16 protein-coding genes are annotated in these 16,886 nt (G+C 64.0%); 6 read left to right on the forward strand and 10 right to left on the reverse strand.

Going from position 1 to position 16,886, the window contains the following annotated elements:
• Positions 1-22: 22 nt before the first annotated feature.
• A complete protein-coding gene (groL, locus tag IVB22_RS12915) occupies positions 23-1,669 on the reverse strand; it encodes a chaperonin GroEL (RefSeq protein WP_247517681.1) in 1,647 nt (548 codons plus the stop codon).
• 167 nt (positions 1,670-1,836) lie between these two features.
• Positions 1,837-2,133: a co-chaperone GroES gene (gene groES, locus IVB22_RS12920; RefSeq protein ID WP_247517682.1), complete on the reverse strand. Its 297-nt coding sequence runs from the start codon at positions 2,131-2,133 to the stop codon at positions 1,837-1,839.
• A gap of 336 nt (positions 2,134-2,469) precedes the next feature.
• On the opposite strand from groES, the gene IVB22_RS12925 reads away from it, so the two are divergent.
• A complete protein-coding gene (locus tag IVB22_RS12925) occupies positions 2,470-2,985 on the forward strand; it encodes a hypothetical protein (RefSeq protein ID WP_247517683.1) in 516 nt (171 codons plus the stop codon).
• Between the two features lie 240 nt (positions 2,986-3,225).
• Here IVB22_RS12925 and IVB22_RS12930 read toward each other — a convergent pair whose 3' ends face one another.
• Complete coding sequence (locus tag IVB22_RS12930; RefSeq protein WP_247517684.1) at positions 3,226-4,002, reverse strand: protein phosphatase CheZ; 777 nt, start codon at positions 4,000-4,002, stop codon at positions 3,226-3,228.
• Positions 4,003-4,304: 302 nt separating this feature from the next.
• Between IVB22_RS12930 and IVB22_RS12935 the strand changes: the two genes are divergently transcribed.
• Positions 4,305-5,102 (forward strand): L,D-transpeptidase, encoded by a 798-nt coding sequence (locus IVB22_RS12935; protein ID WP_247517685.1) that lies wholly within the window; start codon positions 4,305-4,307, stop codon positions 5,100-5,102.
• Positions 5,103-5,314: 212 nt separating this feature from the next.
• Here IVB22_RS12935 and IVB22_RS12940 read toward each other — a convergent pair whose 3' ends face one another.
• From IVB22_RS12940 to IVB22_RS12965, 6 genes are all read right to left on the reverse strand, one after another.
• Positions 5,315-6,154 carry a DUF2076 domain-containing protein gene (locus tag IVB22_RS12940; RefSeq protein ID WP_247517686.1) on the reverse strand — a complete coding sequence of 280 codons (840 nt, stop codon included), beginning with the start codon at positions 6,152-6,154 and terminating at the stop codon, positions 5,315-5,317.
• A gap of 129 nt (positions 6,155-6,283) precedes the next feature.
• Positions 6,284-7,126 carry a ChbG/HpnK family deacetylase gene (locus IVB22_RS12945; RefSeq protein WP_247517687.1) on the reverse strand — a complete coding sequence of 281 codons (843 nt, stop codon included), beginning with the start codon at positions 7,124-7,126 and terminating at the stop codon, positions 6,284-6,286.
• A complete protein-coding gene (locus tag IVB22_RS12950) occupies positions 7,123-8,169 on the reverse strand; it encodes a glycosyltransferase family 2 protein (protein WP_247517688.1) in 1,047 nt (348 codons plus the stop codon). The genes IVB22_RS12945 and IVB22_RS12950 overlap by 4 nt, the downstream gene beginning before the upstream one ends.
• 75 nt (positions 8,170-8,244) lie before the next feature.
• Positions 8,245-9,222: an ATP phosphoribosyltransferase gene (gene hisG / locus IVB22_RS12955; RefSeq protein ID WP_247517689.1), complete on the reverse strand. Its 978-nt coding sequence runs from the start codon at positions 9,220-9,222 to the stop codon at positions 8,245-8,247.
• Positions 9,219-10,403, reverse strand: a complete 1,185-nt coding sequence (locus IVB22_RS12960; protein ID WP_247517690.1) for an ATP phosphoribosyltransferase regulatory subunit — start codon at positions 10,401-10,403, stop codon at positions 9,219-9,221. The genes hisG and IVB22_RS12960 overlap by 4 nt, the downstream gene beginning before the upstream one ends.
• 180 nt (positions 10,404-10,583) lie before the next feature.
• A complete protein-coding gene (locus tag IVB22_RS12965) occupies positions 10,584-11,336 on the reverse strand; it encodes a 16S rRNA (uracil(1498)-N(3))-methyltransferase (protein WP_247517691.1) in 753 nt (250 codons plus the stop codon).
• A 204-nt stretch (positions 11,337-11,540) separates the two neighbouring features.
• On the opposite strand from IVB22_RS12965, the gene IVB22_RS12970 reads away from it, so the two are divergent.
• Both IVB22_RS12970 and ubiA read left to right on the forward strand, forming a co-directional pair.
• Entirely contained in the window at positions 11,541-12,194 is a 654-nt protein-coding gene (locus tag IVB22_RS12970) for a hypothetical protein (RefSeq protein ID WP_247517692.1), read from the forward strand.
• A gap of 10 nt (positions 12,195-12,204) precedes the next feature.
• The gene (gene ubiA, locus IVB22_RS12975; RefSeq protein WP_247517693.1) at positions 12,205-13,131 is read left to right on the forward strand and encodes a 4-hydroxybenzoate octaprenyltransferase; all 927 of its coding nucleotides are present in this window, start codon (positions 12,205-12,207) and stop codon (positions 13,129-13,131) included.
• Positions 13,132-13,878: 747 nt separating this feature from the next.
• Here ubiA and IVB22_RS12980 read toward each other — a convergent pair.
• On the reverse strand, positions 13,879-14,403 hold the full coding sequence (locus tag IVB22_RS12980; protein ID WP_247517694.1) for a DUF6101 family protein: 525 nt from the start codon (positions 14,401-14,403) through the stop codon (positions 13,879-13,881).
• Between the two features lie 286 nt (positions 14,404-14,689).
• On the opposite strand from IVB22_RS12980, the gene IVB22_RS12985 reads away from it, so the two are divergent.
• Both IVB22_RS12985 and IVB22_RS12990 read left to right on the forward strand, forming a co-directional pair.
• A complete protein-coding gene (locus IVB22_RS12985) occupies positions 14,690-16,090 on the forward strand; it encodes a TldD/PmbA family protein (RefSeq protein WP_247517695.1) in 1,401 nt (466 codons plus the stop codon).
• Entirely contained in the window at positions 16,077-16,886 is an 810-nt protein-coding gene (locus tag IVB22_RS12990) for a 3'(2'),5'-bisphosphate nucleotidase CysQ (RefSeq protein ID WP_247517696.1), read from the forward strand. Before IVB22_RS12985 ends, IVB22_RS12990 begins: the two co-directional genes overlap by 14 nt.

The raw sequence follows: 16,886 nt of genomic DNA on the forward strand, positions 1-16,886 counted from the left end.
GTTTGCTTGGGAAAGCCGGGTGTTAGAAGCCCATGCCGCCCATTCCACCCATGCCGCCGCCACCGCCGGGCATCGCCGGCGCCGGCTCCCTCGGCAATTCGGCGACCATGGCTTCGGTGGTCACCAGGAGGCCTGCGACCGACGAAGCGTCCTGCAGCGCGGTACGAACCACCTTGGCGGGGTCGATGATGCCCTTGTCGACCATGTCGACATATTCCTCGGTCTGGGCGTCGAAGCCGAAGGTCTCGGACTTGTTTTCGAGGATCTTGCCGACCACGATCGAGCCCTCGACACCGGCGTTCTCCGAGATCTGGCGAACCGGAGCTTCCAGCGCCTTCAGCACGATATTGATACCGGCCTGGACGTCGGAATTGTCGTTGTTGATGCGGCCGACGGCCTTCTTGGCGCGGAGCAGCGCCACGCCGCCGCCCGGCACGATGCCTTCCTGAACGGCCGCACGGGTCGCGTTGAGGGCGTCCTCGACGCGGTCCTTCTTTTCCTTGACCTCGATCTCGGTCGCGCCGCCGACGCGGATCACCGCGACGCCGCCGGCGAGCTTGGCCAGACGCTCCTGCAGCTTCTCGCGGTCGTAGTCCGAGGTGGTTTCCTCGATCTGCGCCTTGATCTGCGTGACGCGGGCTTCGATGTCCTTCTTCTTGCCCGCGCCCTTGACGATCGTGGTGTTTTCCTTGTCGATCACCACCTTACCGGCGCGGCCGAGCATGTTGATGGTGACGCTTTCGAGCTTCATGCCAAGTTCATCCGAGATCAGCTGACCGCCGGTCAGGATCGCGATGTCTTCCAGCATCGCCTTGCGGCGATCGCCGAAGCCCGGCGCCTTGACGGCGGCGACCTTCAGGCCGCCGCGCAGGCGGTTGACCACCAGCGTTGCCAGCGCCTCGCCTTCGACGTCCTCGGCGATGATCAGCAGCGGGCGGCCGGACTGCACCACGGCTTCCAGCACCGGCAGCATCGACTGCAGGCCCGAGAGCTTCTTCTCGTGCAGCAGCACGTAGACGTCCTCGAGCTCGGCCGTCATTTTTTCGGCGTTGGTGATGAAGTAGGGCGACAGGTAGCCGCGGTCGAACTTCATGCCCTCGACGATGTCGACTTCGGTATCGAGCGACTTGTTCTCCTCGACCGTGATGACGCCTTCATTGCCGACCTTCTGCATCGCCTGCGCGATCATCTTGCCGATGGCGGTGTCGCCATTGGCCGAGATGGTGCCGATCTGGGCGACTTCGGACGAAGAGGCAACCGGCTTGGCGCGCTTCTCGATATCCTTGACGACGGCGAGGACCGCGATGTCGATGCCGCGCTTGAGGTCCATCGGGTTCATGCCGGCGGCAACCGCCTTGGCGCCTTCGCGCACGATCGCCTGTGCCAGCACGGTCGCGGTGGTGGTGCCGTCGCCGGCGGTATCGTTGGTCTTGGAGGCGACTTCGCGCAGCATCTGCGCGCCCATGTTCTCGAACTTGTCCTCGAGTTCGATTTCCTTGGCGACGGTGACGCCGTCCTTGGTGATGCGGGGAGCGCCGAAGCTCTTTTCGATCACGACGTTGCGGCCCTTCGGACCGAGCGTAACCTTCACCGCGTTGGCGAGAACGTCGACCCCGCGCAGCATCCGGTCGCGGGCGTCGCCGGAAAATTTAACGTCTTTGGCAGCCATGTTTTGGACTCCTGAATGAATGGATACGTACTCGCCTCGCCCTCTCACTCGTCATGGCCGGGCTTGTCCCGGCCATCCACGTCTTGCTTTGCGGTGCGAAGAACGTGGATGCCCGGCACAGGGCCGGGCATGACGACAGAGAGCGATGTGGCTCTCTTTTGTTGAAGTCAGCTCAGCACGCCCATGATGTCGGACTCCTTCATGATCAGGAGCTCTTCGCCGTCGAGCTTGACCTCGGTGCCCGACCATTTGCCGAACAGAACGCGGTCGCCGACCTTGAGGTCGATCGGAATCAGCTTGCCGGCCTCGTCGCGGCCGCCCGGGCCCACGGCGGTGATTTCGCCCTGCGACGGCTTTTCCTTGGCGCTGTCGGGAATGATGATGCCGCCCTTGGTCTTCTCTTCGGCATCGATGCGCTTGACCACGACGCGGTCGTGCAGCGGACGGAATTTGGATTTGGCCATGACGTCTCCTCTTGAAGTTCCCTGGAAGGCGTGGTTTCAGGTCTGTGCCACGAAAATGGCTGATAATGCCGCGTATTCGACGCCGCCCCGGGCGGGACAGCACGACCCTTAGCAATCGAGGTATTTGAGTGCTAAACGTGGGGCCGGGGAATATGGCTTGGCGCTGATCCTGTCAAGCAAACAAGGGGGTTAAGGCCTTCTTGAGGCCAATATAGGATGGTCCACGGAAACCAAATCGGCGCAGCGGCGTAATTTTAACCGACGTCATTGCTCCGGCAGGCTTTTTGCGGTTGACTGCTTGACGGGAGCGGCCAGGGATTTGCTCGGGGGAATGCGATGATCAGCTCACGTAATGCGCATACGGTTGCCAATCTGGCGATCGCGTCGGCGCTGACGATCTTGCTGGCGGGATGCAGCAGCATGAGCCTGCCGTCGCTGTCGTCCAATCCGCCCCCCGACGCCGAGCCCCCTGTGGCGCCGGAAATGCCGGCGACCATCCGCTCCGACGAGATCGTCGGCCGCTGGGGCCTCGCCTCGTTCCAGAATCCCAACGACCGCGCCCGCACCGAAGCGGCGGCGCGAGGGCAGTGCAAGCAGCCCTATGTGATCGGCGCCGGCCAGAGCGGCGGCGTGGTCATGCATCTGGCCGACCAGGCCACCCCGCAGGAACTGCGCCTCAAGGGCAGCCCGAGCGGCAAGAACTATATCGGCCCGGCCGGTCCCGCCGGCAGCGAGCAGGACCGCGAGATCGTCTCGTTCGACGGCCGCGTGCTCGTGACCCGCTTCATCGAAAAGGATGCCGCGGTCCGTTACGGCAACATGGTCTATGTGCGCTGCGCGCCGCGGGCGTGAGGCTTCCCGTCATGCCCCGCCACCGGGTCTCGCCTTCGGCGAGCCCGATGACAGGCTCCGTCGGGGCATCCAGTACGCCGCGGCTTCTCGGCTGAATCGCTGACGTCTCTGGAATACTGGATCGTCCGCCCCAGTGCGCAATTGCGCACAAGGCGGACGATGACAGTGGAGGGCGGACGAACCAACAAAAACGCCGGCTTTGAGGCCGGCGTTTTGTTCAGTCAGCGTTAACCAGCCCAATCAATCGAACAGCGCGTCGATGTCGTTCTGCGAGGCGTGACCGTCGTCGCCGTCCAGCTTCGGGCCGTTCAACAGCTTGGCGTCGCCTTCGCGGGTATCGACGATCGGGGGGGCGTGCGCCTTGATGGCATCGACGCCGCCCCAGATGTCCATCATCGCATTGATGTGCTGCTCGATGAACTTCATCGTGCTCATCACCTTGCTGATGCGCTGGCCGGTAAGGTCCTGGAAGTTGCAGGCTTCGAAGATCGCGACGACGCGCTCCTGGATCTCCTCGCTTAGCAGCTTCTGCTGGTCGGGCGAGATGTTCTTGGACAATGCGGTGGCGGCCTGGTCGATCGCCTCGACGGCCTCGAGAATCTGCTGGGTGGCCTGTTCGGTGCCGCCGACGACGGCGCCGAGCTCGCCATTGACCTTGGCCATTTCCTGGCCGTCAAAGCTCTTGCCGTGCAGCGTGGCGATTTCGCGCTTGGTGCGGTTGATCGCATCGTGAATCAGGTCAAGCTCGACCTTGAGCTTCGCGCACTGCTCGATCTGGGCGCGATAGGTTTCCAGCAACGCGTGGGCATCGGCGGTCTCGCGCGCGATATCCGTGGTGACAGTCGAACCGTCGCGGGCGTGACCGAAGCCGGCCATCTGTGTGCGGATCGCGCGCAGCTCGGACATGATCTCACGATGCATTGGGCCGATCTCGCCGCCTTCGACGGCAGGCATGACAATTGGCGCGTCGCCCAGAAGGGCTTGTTCGATACGAAAACGTTTGCGATTTACCGACATGAGTTTTTCCCACCCCTTCACTTCGCGTGTGTTGTAAACCAATGCGATTTAACGTGAGGTTCACGCCGGAACATCGCGTGTCGGCGGTTTGCCCGCGGGTGCATACCAACGATTAACCATGTGGGGCGCGTTCACGCAAAATAAACGCTACCGGACAAATCAGCGCGCGATCGCTGACGTGGTGAATCGAAACGCCTGATCTGTTTACCAAACCGATTAGGTTTTGATTTGTATTGATCGCGTGCCGCGGCGTTCGTCGAGCCGCCGCCAACCCGCAATGACGAACAGTACAGAGTACGTCGATGTCCGGAAAAATCTCCCTCGCGCTCCTCACGAGCGCGTCTTGCCTTTGCTTTACCAGTGAGGCTGCAGCGATCGACGCCTCGCCAATTGCTGAACCCACCGTGATCTACGCCCGTGAGCCCGTGCCGCCCGCGCCGGTGCGCATGGCTTCTGCCGAACGCTCCAACATGGGCGGCGGCTTCATCGAATTCCTGTTCGGCGATGCGCCGCAGGGCGGGCGCTATCAGCGAGAGCAGGCCTACCAGACGCAGCCCGATTACGGATATGGCGGGCGGCGCACGCTGCTGCCGCCGATGGATCCGCAGCAGTCGATGCGCCGGGAGGAGGAGTTTGATCCCGCGCTGCGTCCGCTCGATCCGAAATACGAAAAGCAGGTGGTCGAGTATCACGGCAAGGAAAGTCCGGGCACCATCGTGATCGACACCCCGAACAAGTTCCTGTTCCTGGTGCAGGGCGACGGCAAGGCGCTGCGTTATGGCGTCGGCGTCGGCCGCCCCGGCTTCACATGGTCGGGCGTCAAGACGGTCTCCGCGAAGAAGGAATGGCCGGCCTGGACGCCGCCGCCGGAAATGCTGGCGCGGCGCCCTGACCTGCCGCGGCACATGGAGGGCGGTCCGCAAAATCCGCTCGGCGCGCGCGCGATGTATCTGGGTTCGTCGCTCTATCGCATCCATGGCTCCAACGAGCCATGGACCATCGGCACCAACGTGTCGTCCGGCTGCATCCGGATGCGCAATGAAGACGTCATCGATCTCTACGGCCGCGTCGGTGTCGGCGCCAGGGTCGTGGTGATTTGATTTTTCCAGGATGGCCACGAAAACGGTGTCGTCCCTGCGAACGCAGGGACCCATAACCACCGATCTACGTCGTTGAAGAAGGTCGTCGACCAACGCGCTCAACAACTACGGCCGCGGAGTATGGGTCCCTGCGTTCGCAGGGACGACGGCAAGGTGGAAACAAAAACGGCCGCCCGAAGGGGCGGCCGCTGTTGTTTCAACTCTCGCGTCGATCACGCGTAATCGCTGTCGCCGTCGCCATCGTCACCGTCGAAGCCGTCGGAATCATGGTCCGTGTCGTCATCGTCATGCGAGGCCTGATCGAAGAATCCCTGGCGTGAGCCGGAATCATTATCGTTGTTGTCGGCGCGCTGGCTGGACGAGCCGCGCGAACCGATGTCGTTGACCCCGGCGTCGCGCGCCAGATTGCCGCCGGACTGGTCGCTCCATGGCCTGCGGTCTTCAATTCCGCCGCTATGGCCCGCCGTGTCGCCGAAGCTTTGCTGGTTGCCGCCGCCGCCCATCATCGAACGGAGGCTGCCGGCCAGCATCGATCCGCCGACCACGCCGACCGCGGCCGCCGCCGCCGTTCCGAGGAACGAGCCGCCACCACCGCCGAACGCAGAAGGCTGCTGCTGCGCGCCGGGCTGGCCGTAGGCCGGCTGATTATATTGTCCGGGCTGATTGTATTGCCCGGGCGCCTGGTTCTGCTGCAGTACCTGCCCGGTGTTCCAGGCCGGACGTCCGCCGCCAGCCATCTCGGGCGCGCGCACGTTGGGCACCGAACCATGTTGCTGGTTCTGCCCGAAGATCGCGTCGCGCATCGAATCGAGGAAGCCGCCGGATTGAGCTTGCTGACCACCGCCCGCTTCCAACTCCTGGATGCGCATGTCGGCGCGCTTCAGCGCTTCGTCCTGCACCAGCGTCGTTTGCACCAGTGCATAGACCGCATTGGGCGCGTTGCGCAGGCCTTGCATGATCGCCGACATCGCCTCGGGATCGCGCTTCGCGCTTTCCAGCTTGGCAAGCCGGTCGAATAGATCGTCAATCAGTTGGCGTTCTTGCGGTGTCATGGCCCTCTCCCTCGCGTCGGATCGTCGTCAACGCGCCGGGAAGATGTAGGGCGGGCTTTGTGTCGCAAGTAGTGGGCGGCAGAATTAAATTTTGGTATGCGACAAAACGCCAGCTTTTCGCGAGTCTTATCAACTCAATGTAACTTTATTCGCCGCCAGCAATGCCGGGAATCGATCGCCTGCGAGATACGCGTGTTCCGCCTCGCGCTGGGTGGTCAGCGGATCGAGGCTTTCGAGCGTTTGGTCGACGAATCCGGGATGGCACATCACCAGCCCGCCGTCCGGCAGTCCATCGAGGAACTCTCCCATCAGCCCGCCGAAATCGGGCGCTTTCGAAAAATCATAGGCGCCGGCGAAGGCGGGATTGAACGGGATGTCGGCGCGGGCGGCGCGCTTGCGGAATTGCGCGCTGAGAACGTCGAGCACGAGCGCCTTCGGCGCGTTGAGCAGCTTCGCCAGCGGCTGGAGGCGTCCACCCTGGCGGACCCAGGCGCCAGGGGCAGCTTCCTTCACCGCGCGCAGGAAGGCGTCGCGCACCTGCGGGAAGAGTTGTGCGTGCTGGTGGCCGTCGACGAAATCGGGCGCACGGCCGAACAGCTCCTTGAAGGCCGCGAGCTGGGCGAGCAGTTCGTCCTCGATCAGTCCCGGATCGAGCCGCCGCAACAGCCCCGATCGCAGCATGGCTGGAAACGGCAGGAACAGACCACCATTGAGCGGCCGAAAGTGCATCGTCAGCGGACGAAACGGCGCGGTGAGCGTCGCGTGCAGCCCAATCGCGCAGCGCGGGCTGTTCGCTGCGACGTCCTGCAACGCGGCGACCTCGGCGCGCCCGATCGAAGGTCCAACCACCATCACCGAGGTGGCATTGAGTCGGCCGCGGGAGATCAAATCGCGAATGGCGCGGTTGACGCCATCGGCCAGCCCGTAATCGTCGGCGCACAGCCAGATCCGGCGCAGCGCAGCCTCGTTCATTCGGCGGCGGTCCGCTCAGTGGCGCTTGCCGCCGTCTCGCCATCCGCACGTTTTTCGGAGTGCTCGGCGACGAAGTAGATCGGACGCGCTTTCAGCTCGGAGAGGATCTTGCCGATATATTCGCCGACGATGCCGATCATGATGAGCTGCACGCCGCCGATCGTCATCATGCCGATCATCAGCGAGGGATAGCCGGGGACCTGTTTGCCGGTGGTCCAGACTTCCCAGAGAATGGTCAGGCCGAACAGGAAGGCGCTGATCGCCAGCAGCACGCCGAGCAGGCTGGCAAAGCGCAGCGGCGCCACCGAGAACGACGTCAATCCCTCAATCGACAGGCCGATCAGCCGGCCAGGGCTGAACGTGGTGACGCCATGCGCGCGCGGCGCCGGCTCATAATCGACGCGGATCTGGCGGAAGCCGATCCAGTTCGACAGGCCCTTGAAGAAGCGGTTGCGCTCGGGAAGCTGGCGCAGCGCCGTGGCCGCGCGCGGCGACAGCAGGCGGAAGTCGCCGGCGTCCTCGGGGATCTTCTGCCGCGCGCCCCAGTTGATGAGCCCGTAGAAGCCGTGCACCGCCTGGCGGCGCAGGAACGATTCATTGTCGCGATTCGCCTTCGCCGTATAGACGACGTCGTAGCCGTCATCGATCCAGTGCGAGACGAGTTTTTCGACCAGATCAGGCGGATGCTGGCCGTCGCCGTCCATGAACAGCATTGCGCCGAGGCGGGCGTGGTCCAGCCCCGCCATCAGCGCAGCCTCCTTGCCGAAATTGCGCGACAGCGATACCACCTGGATGTCGAGCGCGTCGGCCGTAAGTGCGCGCGCGATTGCCAGCGTATTGTCGGCGCTGCCGTCGTCGACATAAACCACTTCGCATCCGAGGCCGTAACGTTCCTTTAGCGTGCGGGCGAGGCCGACCAGCCGCTCGTGCAGCAGTGCGAGCCCTGCCGCCTCGTTATACAGCGGCACGACAATCGACAGGCCGCGCGCCGCGGCGCTGGCTGCGGTCGTCGACAGGCGGGAAACGTCAGAGCCGAGTGTCATCGATCAGGTCCCAGATTATTCAACCGTATATGTTACCTGTGCGAAGCTGTCGCAACGATGAACGAAACGGCAGCCTCATTGCCGCAAGAACGCCTCGAGCCTGGCAAATAACGGGTTTTCCCGGTCGAGCACATAATCGAGCGAAGCGATCGAAACCGTGTCGGCGCCGTGTTCGCGCAGGAAGCTGCCGAGCGCGTAAAGCTGCATCGGCGGGCAGTGCAGCGTCAGCATGCCCGACGAGGTCGGCCCGCCAAACGGCGTCACCACGCCAAAACGATTATGCGCTTCATTAAGCAACGCATCGTTGCAGCCGGCGAAACGCGTTCGCACCTCACGGTATTTGCTGGCGCGGGCGCGCGCGGCGATGTGGTCGAGGATGACGCGTGCGGTCTCGCGGGCGTCGGTCGACCAGTCGGCATCGCGGGACGCCACGAGGTTGGCCTGGCTGCGCAGGATCACGCCGTCGTCCAGCACCTTGAGACCATTGGCGGCGAGCGTCGCGCCGGTCGTCGTGATGTCGACAATCATCTCGGCAGTGCCGACCGCAGGCGCGCCTTCGGTGGCGCCGGCGCTTTCGACGATGCGGTAATCAACCACGCCGTGGGCGGCGAAGAAGTTGCGCGTCAGGTTGATGTATTTGGTCGCGACCCGCATCCGCCGGTTATGCTGGGCGCGGAAGCCGGTGGTGACGTCGTCGAGGTCGGCCATGGTGCGGACGTCGATCCACGCCTGCGGCACCGCGACCACGACATTGGCGCTGCCGAAGCCGAGATTGTCGATCAACAGCACGCGCTCGTCGGCGTCCGCAATGCTTTCGCGCAACAGATCCTCGCCGGTGACGCCGAGATGCACCATGCCGCGCGCCAGTTGCGAAGCGATTTCGCTCGCCGAGAGATAGGCGATCTCGACATTGTCGAGGCCCGTAATGGTGCCGCGATAGTCGCGCGCGCCGCGCGGTTTCGCCAGCGAAAGCCCTGCGCGCGTGAAAAACGCCTCAGTGTTTTCCTGCAGGCGGCCCTTGGAAGGAACGGCGAGAACGAAGGGGGCGGTCATGCGGCGCTCCCTAGCTGCGTCAGGGCTTCGATCCAGACCGAGAAGCCGACTGCCGGGATCGGCGTGGGCGAACCGAGTTGCGTCATCAGGCCATCATAGCGCCCGCCCGCCACCAGCGGTTCGACGCCGTTACCCTTGCTGTCGCCCTTGGCATTTCCCTTGGTATTTCCTTTGGGATGCAACTCGAATTCGAAGCCGGTGTAATAATCGAGCCCGCGGCCGAACGATGTGGAAAACCGCGCGAGCTTCGTGTCGATGCCGCGCGCGGCCATGAAGCCGACGCGGCTTTCGAGTTGATCGATGGCGGCTGCGAGATCGAGCTTGGCATCGGCGGCCAGCGCACGCAGTTGCGCCACCGATTCATCCGGGTCGCCTGATATGGCGAGGAAACGCTTGATGATCGCAAGCGCGTCGCGCGGCAGCGCGCCGCCTTTCAAGGTCGATTGTTCGAGGAAGCGGTCGGCGATTTCGGCAACCGTGCGTCCCCCGACATTGGTGGTGCCGGCGATCGACATCAGGTCGGTGACCAGCGCCAGCGCCGCCTTGCGGTCGGAGCCGGCAAGTGCGGCCAGCACGCCCTCATATTCGTTGCGGCCGGGCGCGGTCGAAAGCGTCAGCCGCTCGATATCCTCGGCGAGGCTGATCTTGCGGTTGAAATCCTTGATCAGCCGCCGCCGCCAGACCGGATAGAGATTAAGCGCGTCGATCAGCGCGGTGAACAGGGCGACGTCGCCGGTGCGGATGTCGACGTCCTTCAGTCCGAACGCAGCCGTAGCTTCCAGCGCCAGCGCCAGCATTTCCGCATCCGCCGCGGCGCGGTCCTGGCGGCCAAAGGATTCGATGCCGGCCTGCAGGAATTCGCTGGGCTGGCCGCCGCGATAGCGGAACACCGGCCCGAGATAGCTGAAGCCCGCGGGCTTTCCGGCGCTGGCAGAGGCGAGATAGTCACGCGCTACCGGAATGGTGAGGTCGGGGCGCAGGCAGAGCTCCTCGCCTGATGCGTCGGTGGTCAGGTAAAGGCTCTTGCGGATGTCCTCGCCGGAAAGGTCGAGGAACGGCTCGGCCGGCTGCAGGATGCCGGGGTGCGCCTGGACGTAGCCGCCTTGTGCAAACGACAATAGCAGCGCATCCGCCCAGGCGGCGGATCCGGCAGCACCTCTGATGGCGGCGGTCGCGGTCATTTCACGTCCAAATGCCCGGAAAAACCGGGTTCCAAGGTTCGTTTGGAGTTCCACGGAGTTCCGGGGCGCTCGTTGGCGCAGGCCTTAGCATGGCCGGGGCGGCGTTTCGACAGGGATTGGCCAACTGACTTAATGGGCGGTGGCTTGATGGGCGGGCTTGGCCGGTTAGTCCTCCACCGTCTACCCCGGCCCCTGCCAGTCCCCCAGCGCGGCCTGCACCAGCGCCAGCGCGGCGACGCCGGCGGTATCCGCACGCAGGATGCGGGGGCCCAAAGACAGCCGCAGCGTCCTGGGCTGCCGCAGCAGCAGCGCCCGTTCTTCCTCGGCAAATCCGCCTTCGGGACCGATCAGGATGTCGATGCCGCTAACCGCGGTTAACCCGTTTTGCAGGGCCTGCAATGGCGAGGTGGTTTCCGCCGCCTCGTCGCAGAAAACCAGCAGGCGCTCCGGCTGGCGCTGGGTCAGAAACCGATCGAGCGGCATCGGCTCGGCAACATCGGCGAGGCTGAGGATGCCGCATTGCTCGGCCGCCTCGATGACATTGGCGCGCATCCGCTCGCTGTTGACCCGCGAAACCTGGGTGAATCGCGTTAACACCGGCTGCAGCTTTGCGGCTCCCATCTCGACGGCCTTCTGCACCATGTAGTCGAGGCGAGCGTGCTTCAGCGGCGCAAAGACATAGGCGATGTCGGGCAGGCGATCCTGCGGCCGCGTCCGCGCGATGATGCTCAGGCTGTCGGGCCGCTTGCGGCCCTCGATCGCGGCCTGCCATTCGCCGTCGCGGCCGTTGAACACCAGGATGCTTTCGCCGGCAGAAAGTCGCAACACGTTGCCGAGATAATTGCTCTGGTTGCGCTCCAGCGCGATTCTCTCGCCCTCGCGCAAGAGGGCATCAACGAACAGGCGAGGGGCGCGAAAATCGAGTTCAGGCATCGGTAAAGGTTCCGTTACCGGGCGCTTTTAGCCTAAAGCGCTAGAATCCGGAGGCTATTTTTGGCTTTCCGGCGACACCGCGCCGCGCTGCTGCCCCAATCAGCGGGTTGTTAAGCGTCGGCAGGAATCGTAAAAAGCCTTTTCGCAAATCGCTTCGCTCGGACACGTTGGGGCTTGCCTGACCTTGCCGGAGAACAACCCTTGATGATCCGCCGCCTGATTGTGCTGCTGACCGCTGCCGTCGTGACCATTCACGCCGGGCAAGTGCTTGCGCAAGGTGCGTTTCCGGCGCCATTGCCCAACCAGAGCGCGGCACCCGCGAATGCTTCGCCGTTTCCGCCGGTGAATGGCGCTGCGCCGTCGGCCTCGGTCGGCGCGCCGTCGGCGTTCCCGTCGCAAGGTGCCGCCCCGGTTTCCAGCGGCTTCAGTGGGCCGCCGCCACAGGCCAGCGGTTCGGCAGACGCCTGCATGAAGGGGTTCGTTCCCCTGCGCGAGGAAGCCGAGCGGCGCGGCAAGATGATCAAAGCCGCGAGCGACCGCAAGGCGCCGCCGGATGAGGCCTGCAAGCTGATCAAAAACTTCGGCCAGGCCGAAGTGAAGATGATCAAATATGTCGAGACCAACTCGGCCAAATGCGGAATTCCGCCGCAGATCGCCGACCAGCTCAAGAACGGCCACAAGAACACCGAGAAGATGCAGAATCAGGTCTGTGCCGTCGCGCAGCAGGCGCAGACGCGCGGACCGGCCGGCCCGAGCCTGAGCGAAGTGCTCGGCTCGGCGGCGCTCCCCGAAGCGCAGGCCGTCAAGAAGGGCGGCAGCACCTTCGATACGCTGAACGGCAACGTTCTCGCGCGATGACCGCGCTCCGATGAGCGACGCGACCACCCGCGTTGCCGATGCCACCGGCAACTGGGTTGATACGCGTGCGCCGTCCTGGTCGCGGCCCTATCTGCGTCTTTCCCGTTTCGACCGTCCGATCGGATCGTGGCTGTTGCTGATGCCGTGCTGGTGGTCGGCGGCGCTGGCCGCCGGCATTGCCCGCGACGTCTCGCAATTGCCGCTCGTGATCGTGCTGTTCTTCATCGGCGCCTTTGTCATGCGCGGGGCAGGGTGCACCTGGAACGACATCACCGACCGCGATCTCGACGCGCGCGTCGAGCGGACGCGGTCGCGGCCATTGCCCGCCGGCCAGGTCAGCGTGGCGCAGGCATTTGCCTTCCTGGTCCTGCAGGCGCTGATCGGACTTCTGGTGCTGCTGCAGTTCAACCGTTTTGCGATCATGACCGGCATCGCCTCGCTCGTCATCGTCGCCGTCTATCCCTTCATGAAGCGCATCACCTGGTGGCCGCAGGTCGTGCTGGGCCTGGCGTTCTCATGGGGCGCGCTGATGGGGTTCGCCGTCACGCTCGGGCGGATCGATATCACCGCGCTCATGCTCTATGCCGGCTCGATCGCCTGGGTGATCGGCTACGACACGATTTACGCCCATCAGGACACCGAGGACGACGCGCTGATCGGCATCAAGTCGACCGCACGCCTGTTCGGCGAACGCACCCATCGCGCGCTCGCGGTGTTTTACTCGCTCGCGGTGGTGCTGATCGGCGTGGCGCTCGCGCTGGGCGGCGCGCGCTGGCCGGCATGGATCGGGCTCGTGGCTTTTGCCGCGCATCTGGCCTGGCAGATCAGGCGATTGGACATCAGCGATCCCGCGCTGTGCCTGGGCTTGTTCAAATCCAATCGCGATGCAGGCCTGTTGCTGTTTGCGGGTCTCTTGGTTGACGCGGTGATGCGTTGATCTCGTAGGGTGGGCAAAGGAGCGTCAGCGACGTGCCCACCATCTATCACCGATTGCGCTTCGAAATGGTGGGCACGCTGTCGCTTTGCCCACCCTACGCACTGCGAACTGATTTGCTTTGCGCGCAAGCGCAATCTCGACGCGTTGCTGCGACAAAACAACACGACGGGCAAATCAGCAAAAGTCTGTCCAGTCCTTCGCGAAAAAATATTCCGCTTAACTTGTAGAGCAAATCACGCGCATAACTCCGCTTGTCTCACGGCAGATGAGGGGCGTTGGCCATCGTCACGAACGCGCGGTGAGATGCGATGGACGCGAGAGCTGCGACTGACGTGTGTGGCTCAAGCGTACGGCGAAGTCGTGTGGTCCTGACGCCGCGGTGCTGGCGCTAAGTTTCACGAGTTGTTTCGTGGAGCGACGGTGGCAAGAAAGCCGTTCACCGGGGAGAGCTCGAAGTAAGCCGTAAAGCCATTGCGCAGGGAAGGCCGGGATGCTCCCGCTGAACCTGTATGCTCGTGTGCGTCTTCTTACGCGCAAATTGCACACGAGACCGCGGGTGCAGCGCGCACCCGGTCTTCCCTGCGCCCTCTCATAAAAGGGCGGGAATTTGATAGCAAACCTCGGACGCAATGCGTCGCGAGAAGGCGAAGGTATGTCAACCGTCATTGCGAGCGCAGCGAAGCAATCCATCTATCCCCTTGTCGAGGCATGGATTGCTTCGCTGCGCTCGCAATGACGAGTGTGACCTCAATCCCGCGCGATGATCTCGCGCTCGTCCCGGTGAACGGTCTCGGCATTGATCAGGTTACCACCCCGGCGGCGCACCAGAAATTTCGGGCGGCGGGCGCGGATCGCGTTGTGGCGGCGGCGGCGGGCGGCCGGTTCGCTGTGGTCATCTTCCGCCAATAGCGGCAGCGCCAGGATGTCGCTCCACATCTGCCAGGCGGTGGCGATCTCGTCGTGGTCGGAGCTCACGCACAAGGGAATGTTCAGCGAGGGATCGCGATGCGCCAGCACCAGCATCTGTGCGTCGTCGAGACCGCGCAGCGCCACGCCGAGAAAGTCGCTGACGCGGACGTTGATCGCCATCCGCATGCCCTTGACAGCACGGTGCAGCACGACACGCTCGCGATGGAGTTCTATCCTCCGCACGCCGCCGTCTGCGCGGGTGTCGTGCGCATGGAAGCTGAGCGGCAGAGAAAGAGGGTCGAGCCGCATGACACGGCTCGACCCGGCGGGATTGATCCCGCTTGTTGCTGTTTGATGCCTCACGGCTCTCATCTCCCCGCCGGGATTATGTTCCCGGTCGATACGCGAGACCTTAGCCGAGCGATTTCCGTTTCGCCTTAAAAAGCCTGGTTAAGGAGAGGTCACCCGCCCTGGATCTCCCGGCATGATTGACAAGACCTTGGCACGCATGATTGACGAGACCTTGCGCAAATGCCGAAAATGTTTGGCATTCGGTGGCGCAAAATGCTTGAAATCCCTGTGAATCAGGCACATCTGGTGGGTCTGCCGCTTTGCGCCCAAGCCCCTTCAATTGTCAGGGATTTTGTTTGTGAACTCTTCACCATCCACCGCTTCGCCGCTTTCGCAGGCTCCCGCAACCTCCGACCTGTTCGATCAATCGGCGCTCTCGACGCTGGCGCAGCGACTGGTCGAGGCCGCCAAGCGCGCGGGCGCGGACGCCGCCGACGCGGTTGCGATGCGCGGCGTCTCGCAAGGCGTCGAAGTGCGTGATGGCCGGGTCGAGGAATCCGAGCGCTCCGAAGGCGACGATGTCGGATTGCGCGTATTGGTCGGACAACGCCAGGCCGTGGTCTCGACCAACGATATTTCCGGCGATGGCATTGGAAAGCTCGCCGAGCGGGCGGTCGCGATGGCCCGTGTCGCGCCCGACGACAAATATGTCGGTCTCGCCGATCCCTCGCTGCTGGCGCGCGACTTCGCCGATCTCGATCTGCTCGATCGCGAAGTTCCCTCGACGTCCGAACTCGAACGCCGCGCCTGCGAAGCGGAAGCCGCGGGCCTTGCGGTCAAGGGCGTGACCAAATCAGGCAGCGCATCCGCCTCGAGCGGCATCGGCGGCATGGTGCTGGTGACCTCGACCGGCTTCCACGGCTCATATTTGCGCTCCAGCCATGGCATCTCGATGACCGCGATATCGGGCGAAGGCACGAGCATGGAGCGCGATTACGATTTCACCTCGGCCCCGCACGCCTCCGACCTGGCTACGCCTGAAAGCGTTGGCCGGAAGGCGGGCGAGCGCACCGTGGCGCGGTCCAATCCACGCAAGGTCGAAACCTGCAAGGTGCCGGTCGTGTACGATCCCCGGGTGTCGGGATCGCTGGTCGGCCATCTCGTCGGCGCCATCAACGGCGCCTCGATCGCGCGCAAGACCAGCTTTTTGAAAGACCGGATGGGCGAGCAGCTGTTCGCGAAGAACATCCGCATCATCGACGATCCCTTGCGGGTGCGCGGCCTACGGTCGCAGACCTTCGACGCCGAAGGCGTCAAGGTGAAGAAGACCGCGTTGATCGACGAGGGGGTGTTGACCACCTGGCTGCTCGATTGTGCGACCGCGCGCGAACTCGGGCTGGTCACGACCGGACATGCCCATCGCGGCGTCTCGTCCTCGCCGTCGCCGGGATCGTATAATCTGCATCTCGAGCCCGGCGAGATGACGCCGAAGGAGCTGATCTCCGACATCAAGCAGGGATTTTACGTCACTGACCTGATCGGTTCCGGCGTCAACGGCGTGACCGGTGACTACAGCCGCGGCGCCTCCGGCTTCTGGATCGAGAACGGCGAGATTACTTACCCCGTCAGCGAAGTGACGATCGCAGGCCATCTATTGCCGATGTTCAAATCGCTGGTTCCCGCTAACGACCTGGAATTCCGCTACGGCGTCAACGCGCCGACGCTGCGCATCGAGGGCCTGACGCTTGGCGGACGCTGATATCGCCGAAGCGATCTGGGCGCGCGACGCCGCGCTGTTGCGGGGCACCGTGCGCGAGGCTGGCGCGCTGGCCTTGTCGCTATTTCGCACCGAGCTGAAGAACTGGACCAAGGGCGCCTCGTCGCCGGTCTCCGAGGCCGACATCGCCGTCAACGACCTCGTCGAAAGCCGGCTGCGTGCGGCGACGCCGGATTATGGCTGGCTGTCGGAAGAGAGCGTCGACGACGATACGCGTCTCGGCAAGGAGCTGGTCTGGATCGTCGATCCGATCGACGGCACCCGTGCCTATCTCGCCGGCCGCGAAGACTGGTGTGTCAGCGTGGCGCTGGTCGCAGGCGCCACGCCGGTACTGGCGGCGGTGTTCGCACCCGCGACCGACGAATTCTTCTTCGCGATCCGCGGTCAGGGCACCACGCGCAACCAAAGGCCGGTTTATGCCACTGAGGGCACCGAGCTCGATTTTTCCCGCATGGCCGGCCCGAAGCCGCTGGTGCAGCGGCTGAGTTCGTCACCGGATGAGATCACGCTGCATCCGCGAATCGGATCGCTGGCGCTTCGGCTGTGCCGGGTCGCCGACGGTAGCCTCGATGCCGCTTTTGCAGGCGGCCAAAGCCGCGACTGGGATCTTGCGGCGGCGAATTTGATCGTGCAGGAAGCGAATGGTAGAATGACTGCGCTCTCGGGGGATGCGATTGAGTATAATCGCCGGGAGGTGGTGCACGGGGTGCTGGTGGCGGCGGGACAGGATCGACATGCGCGCATTGTCGAGCATTTCCGAAATCGTCCGCTGCCCTGA

This window comes from Bradyrhizobium sp. 190 (genome assembly GCF_023073415.1).
GTDB lineage: Bacteria > Pseudomonadota > Alphaproteobacteria > Rhizobiales > Xanthobacteraceae > Bradyrhizobium.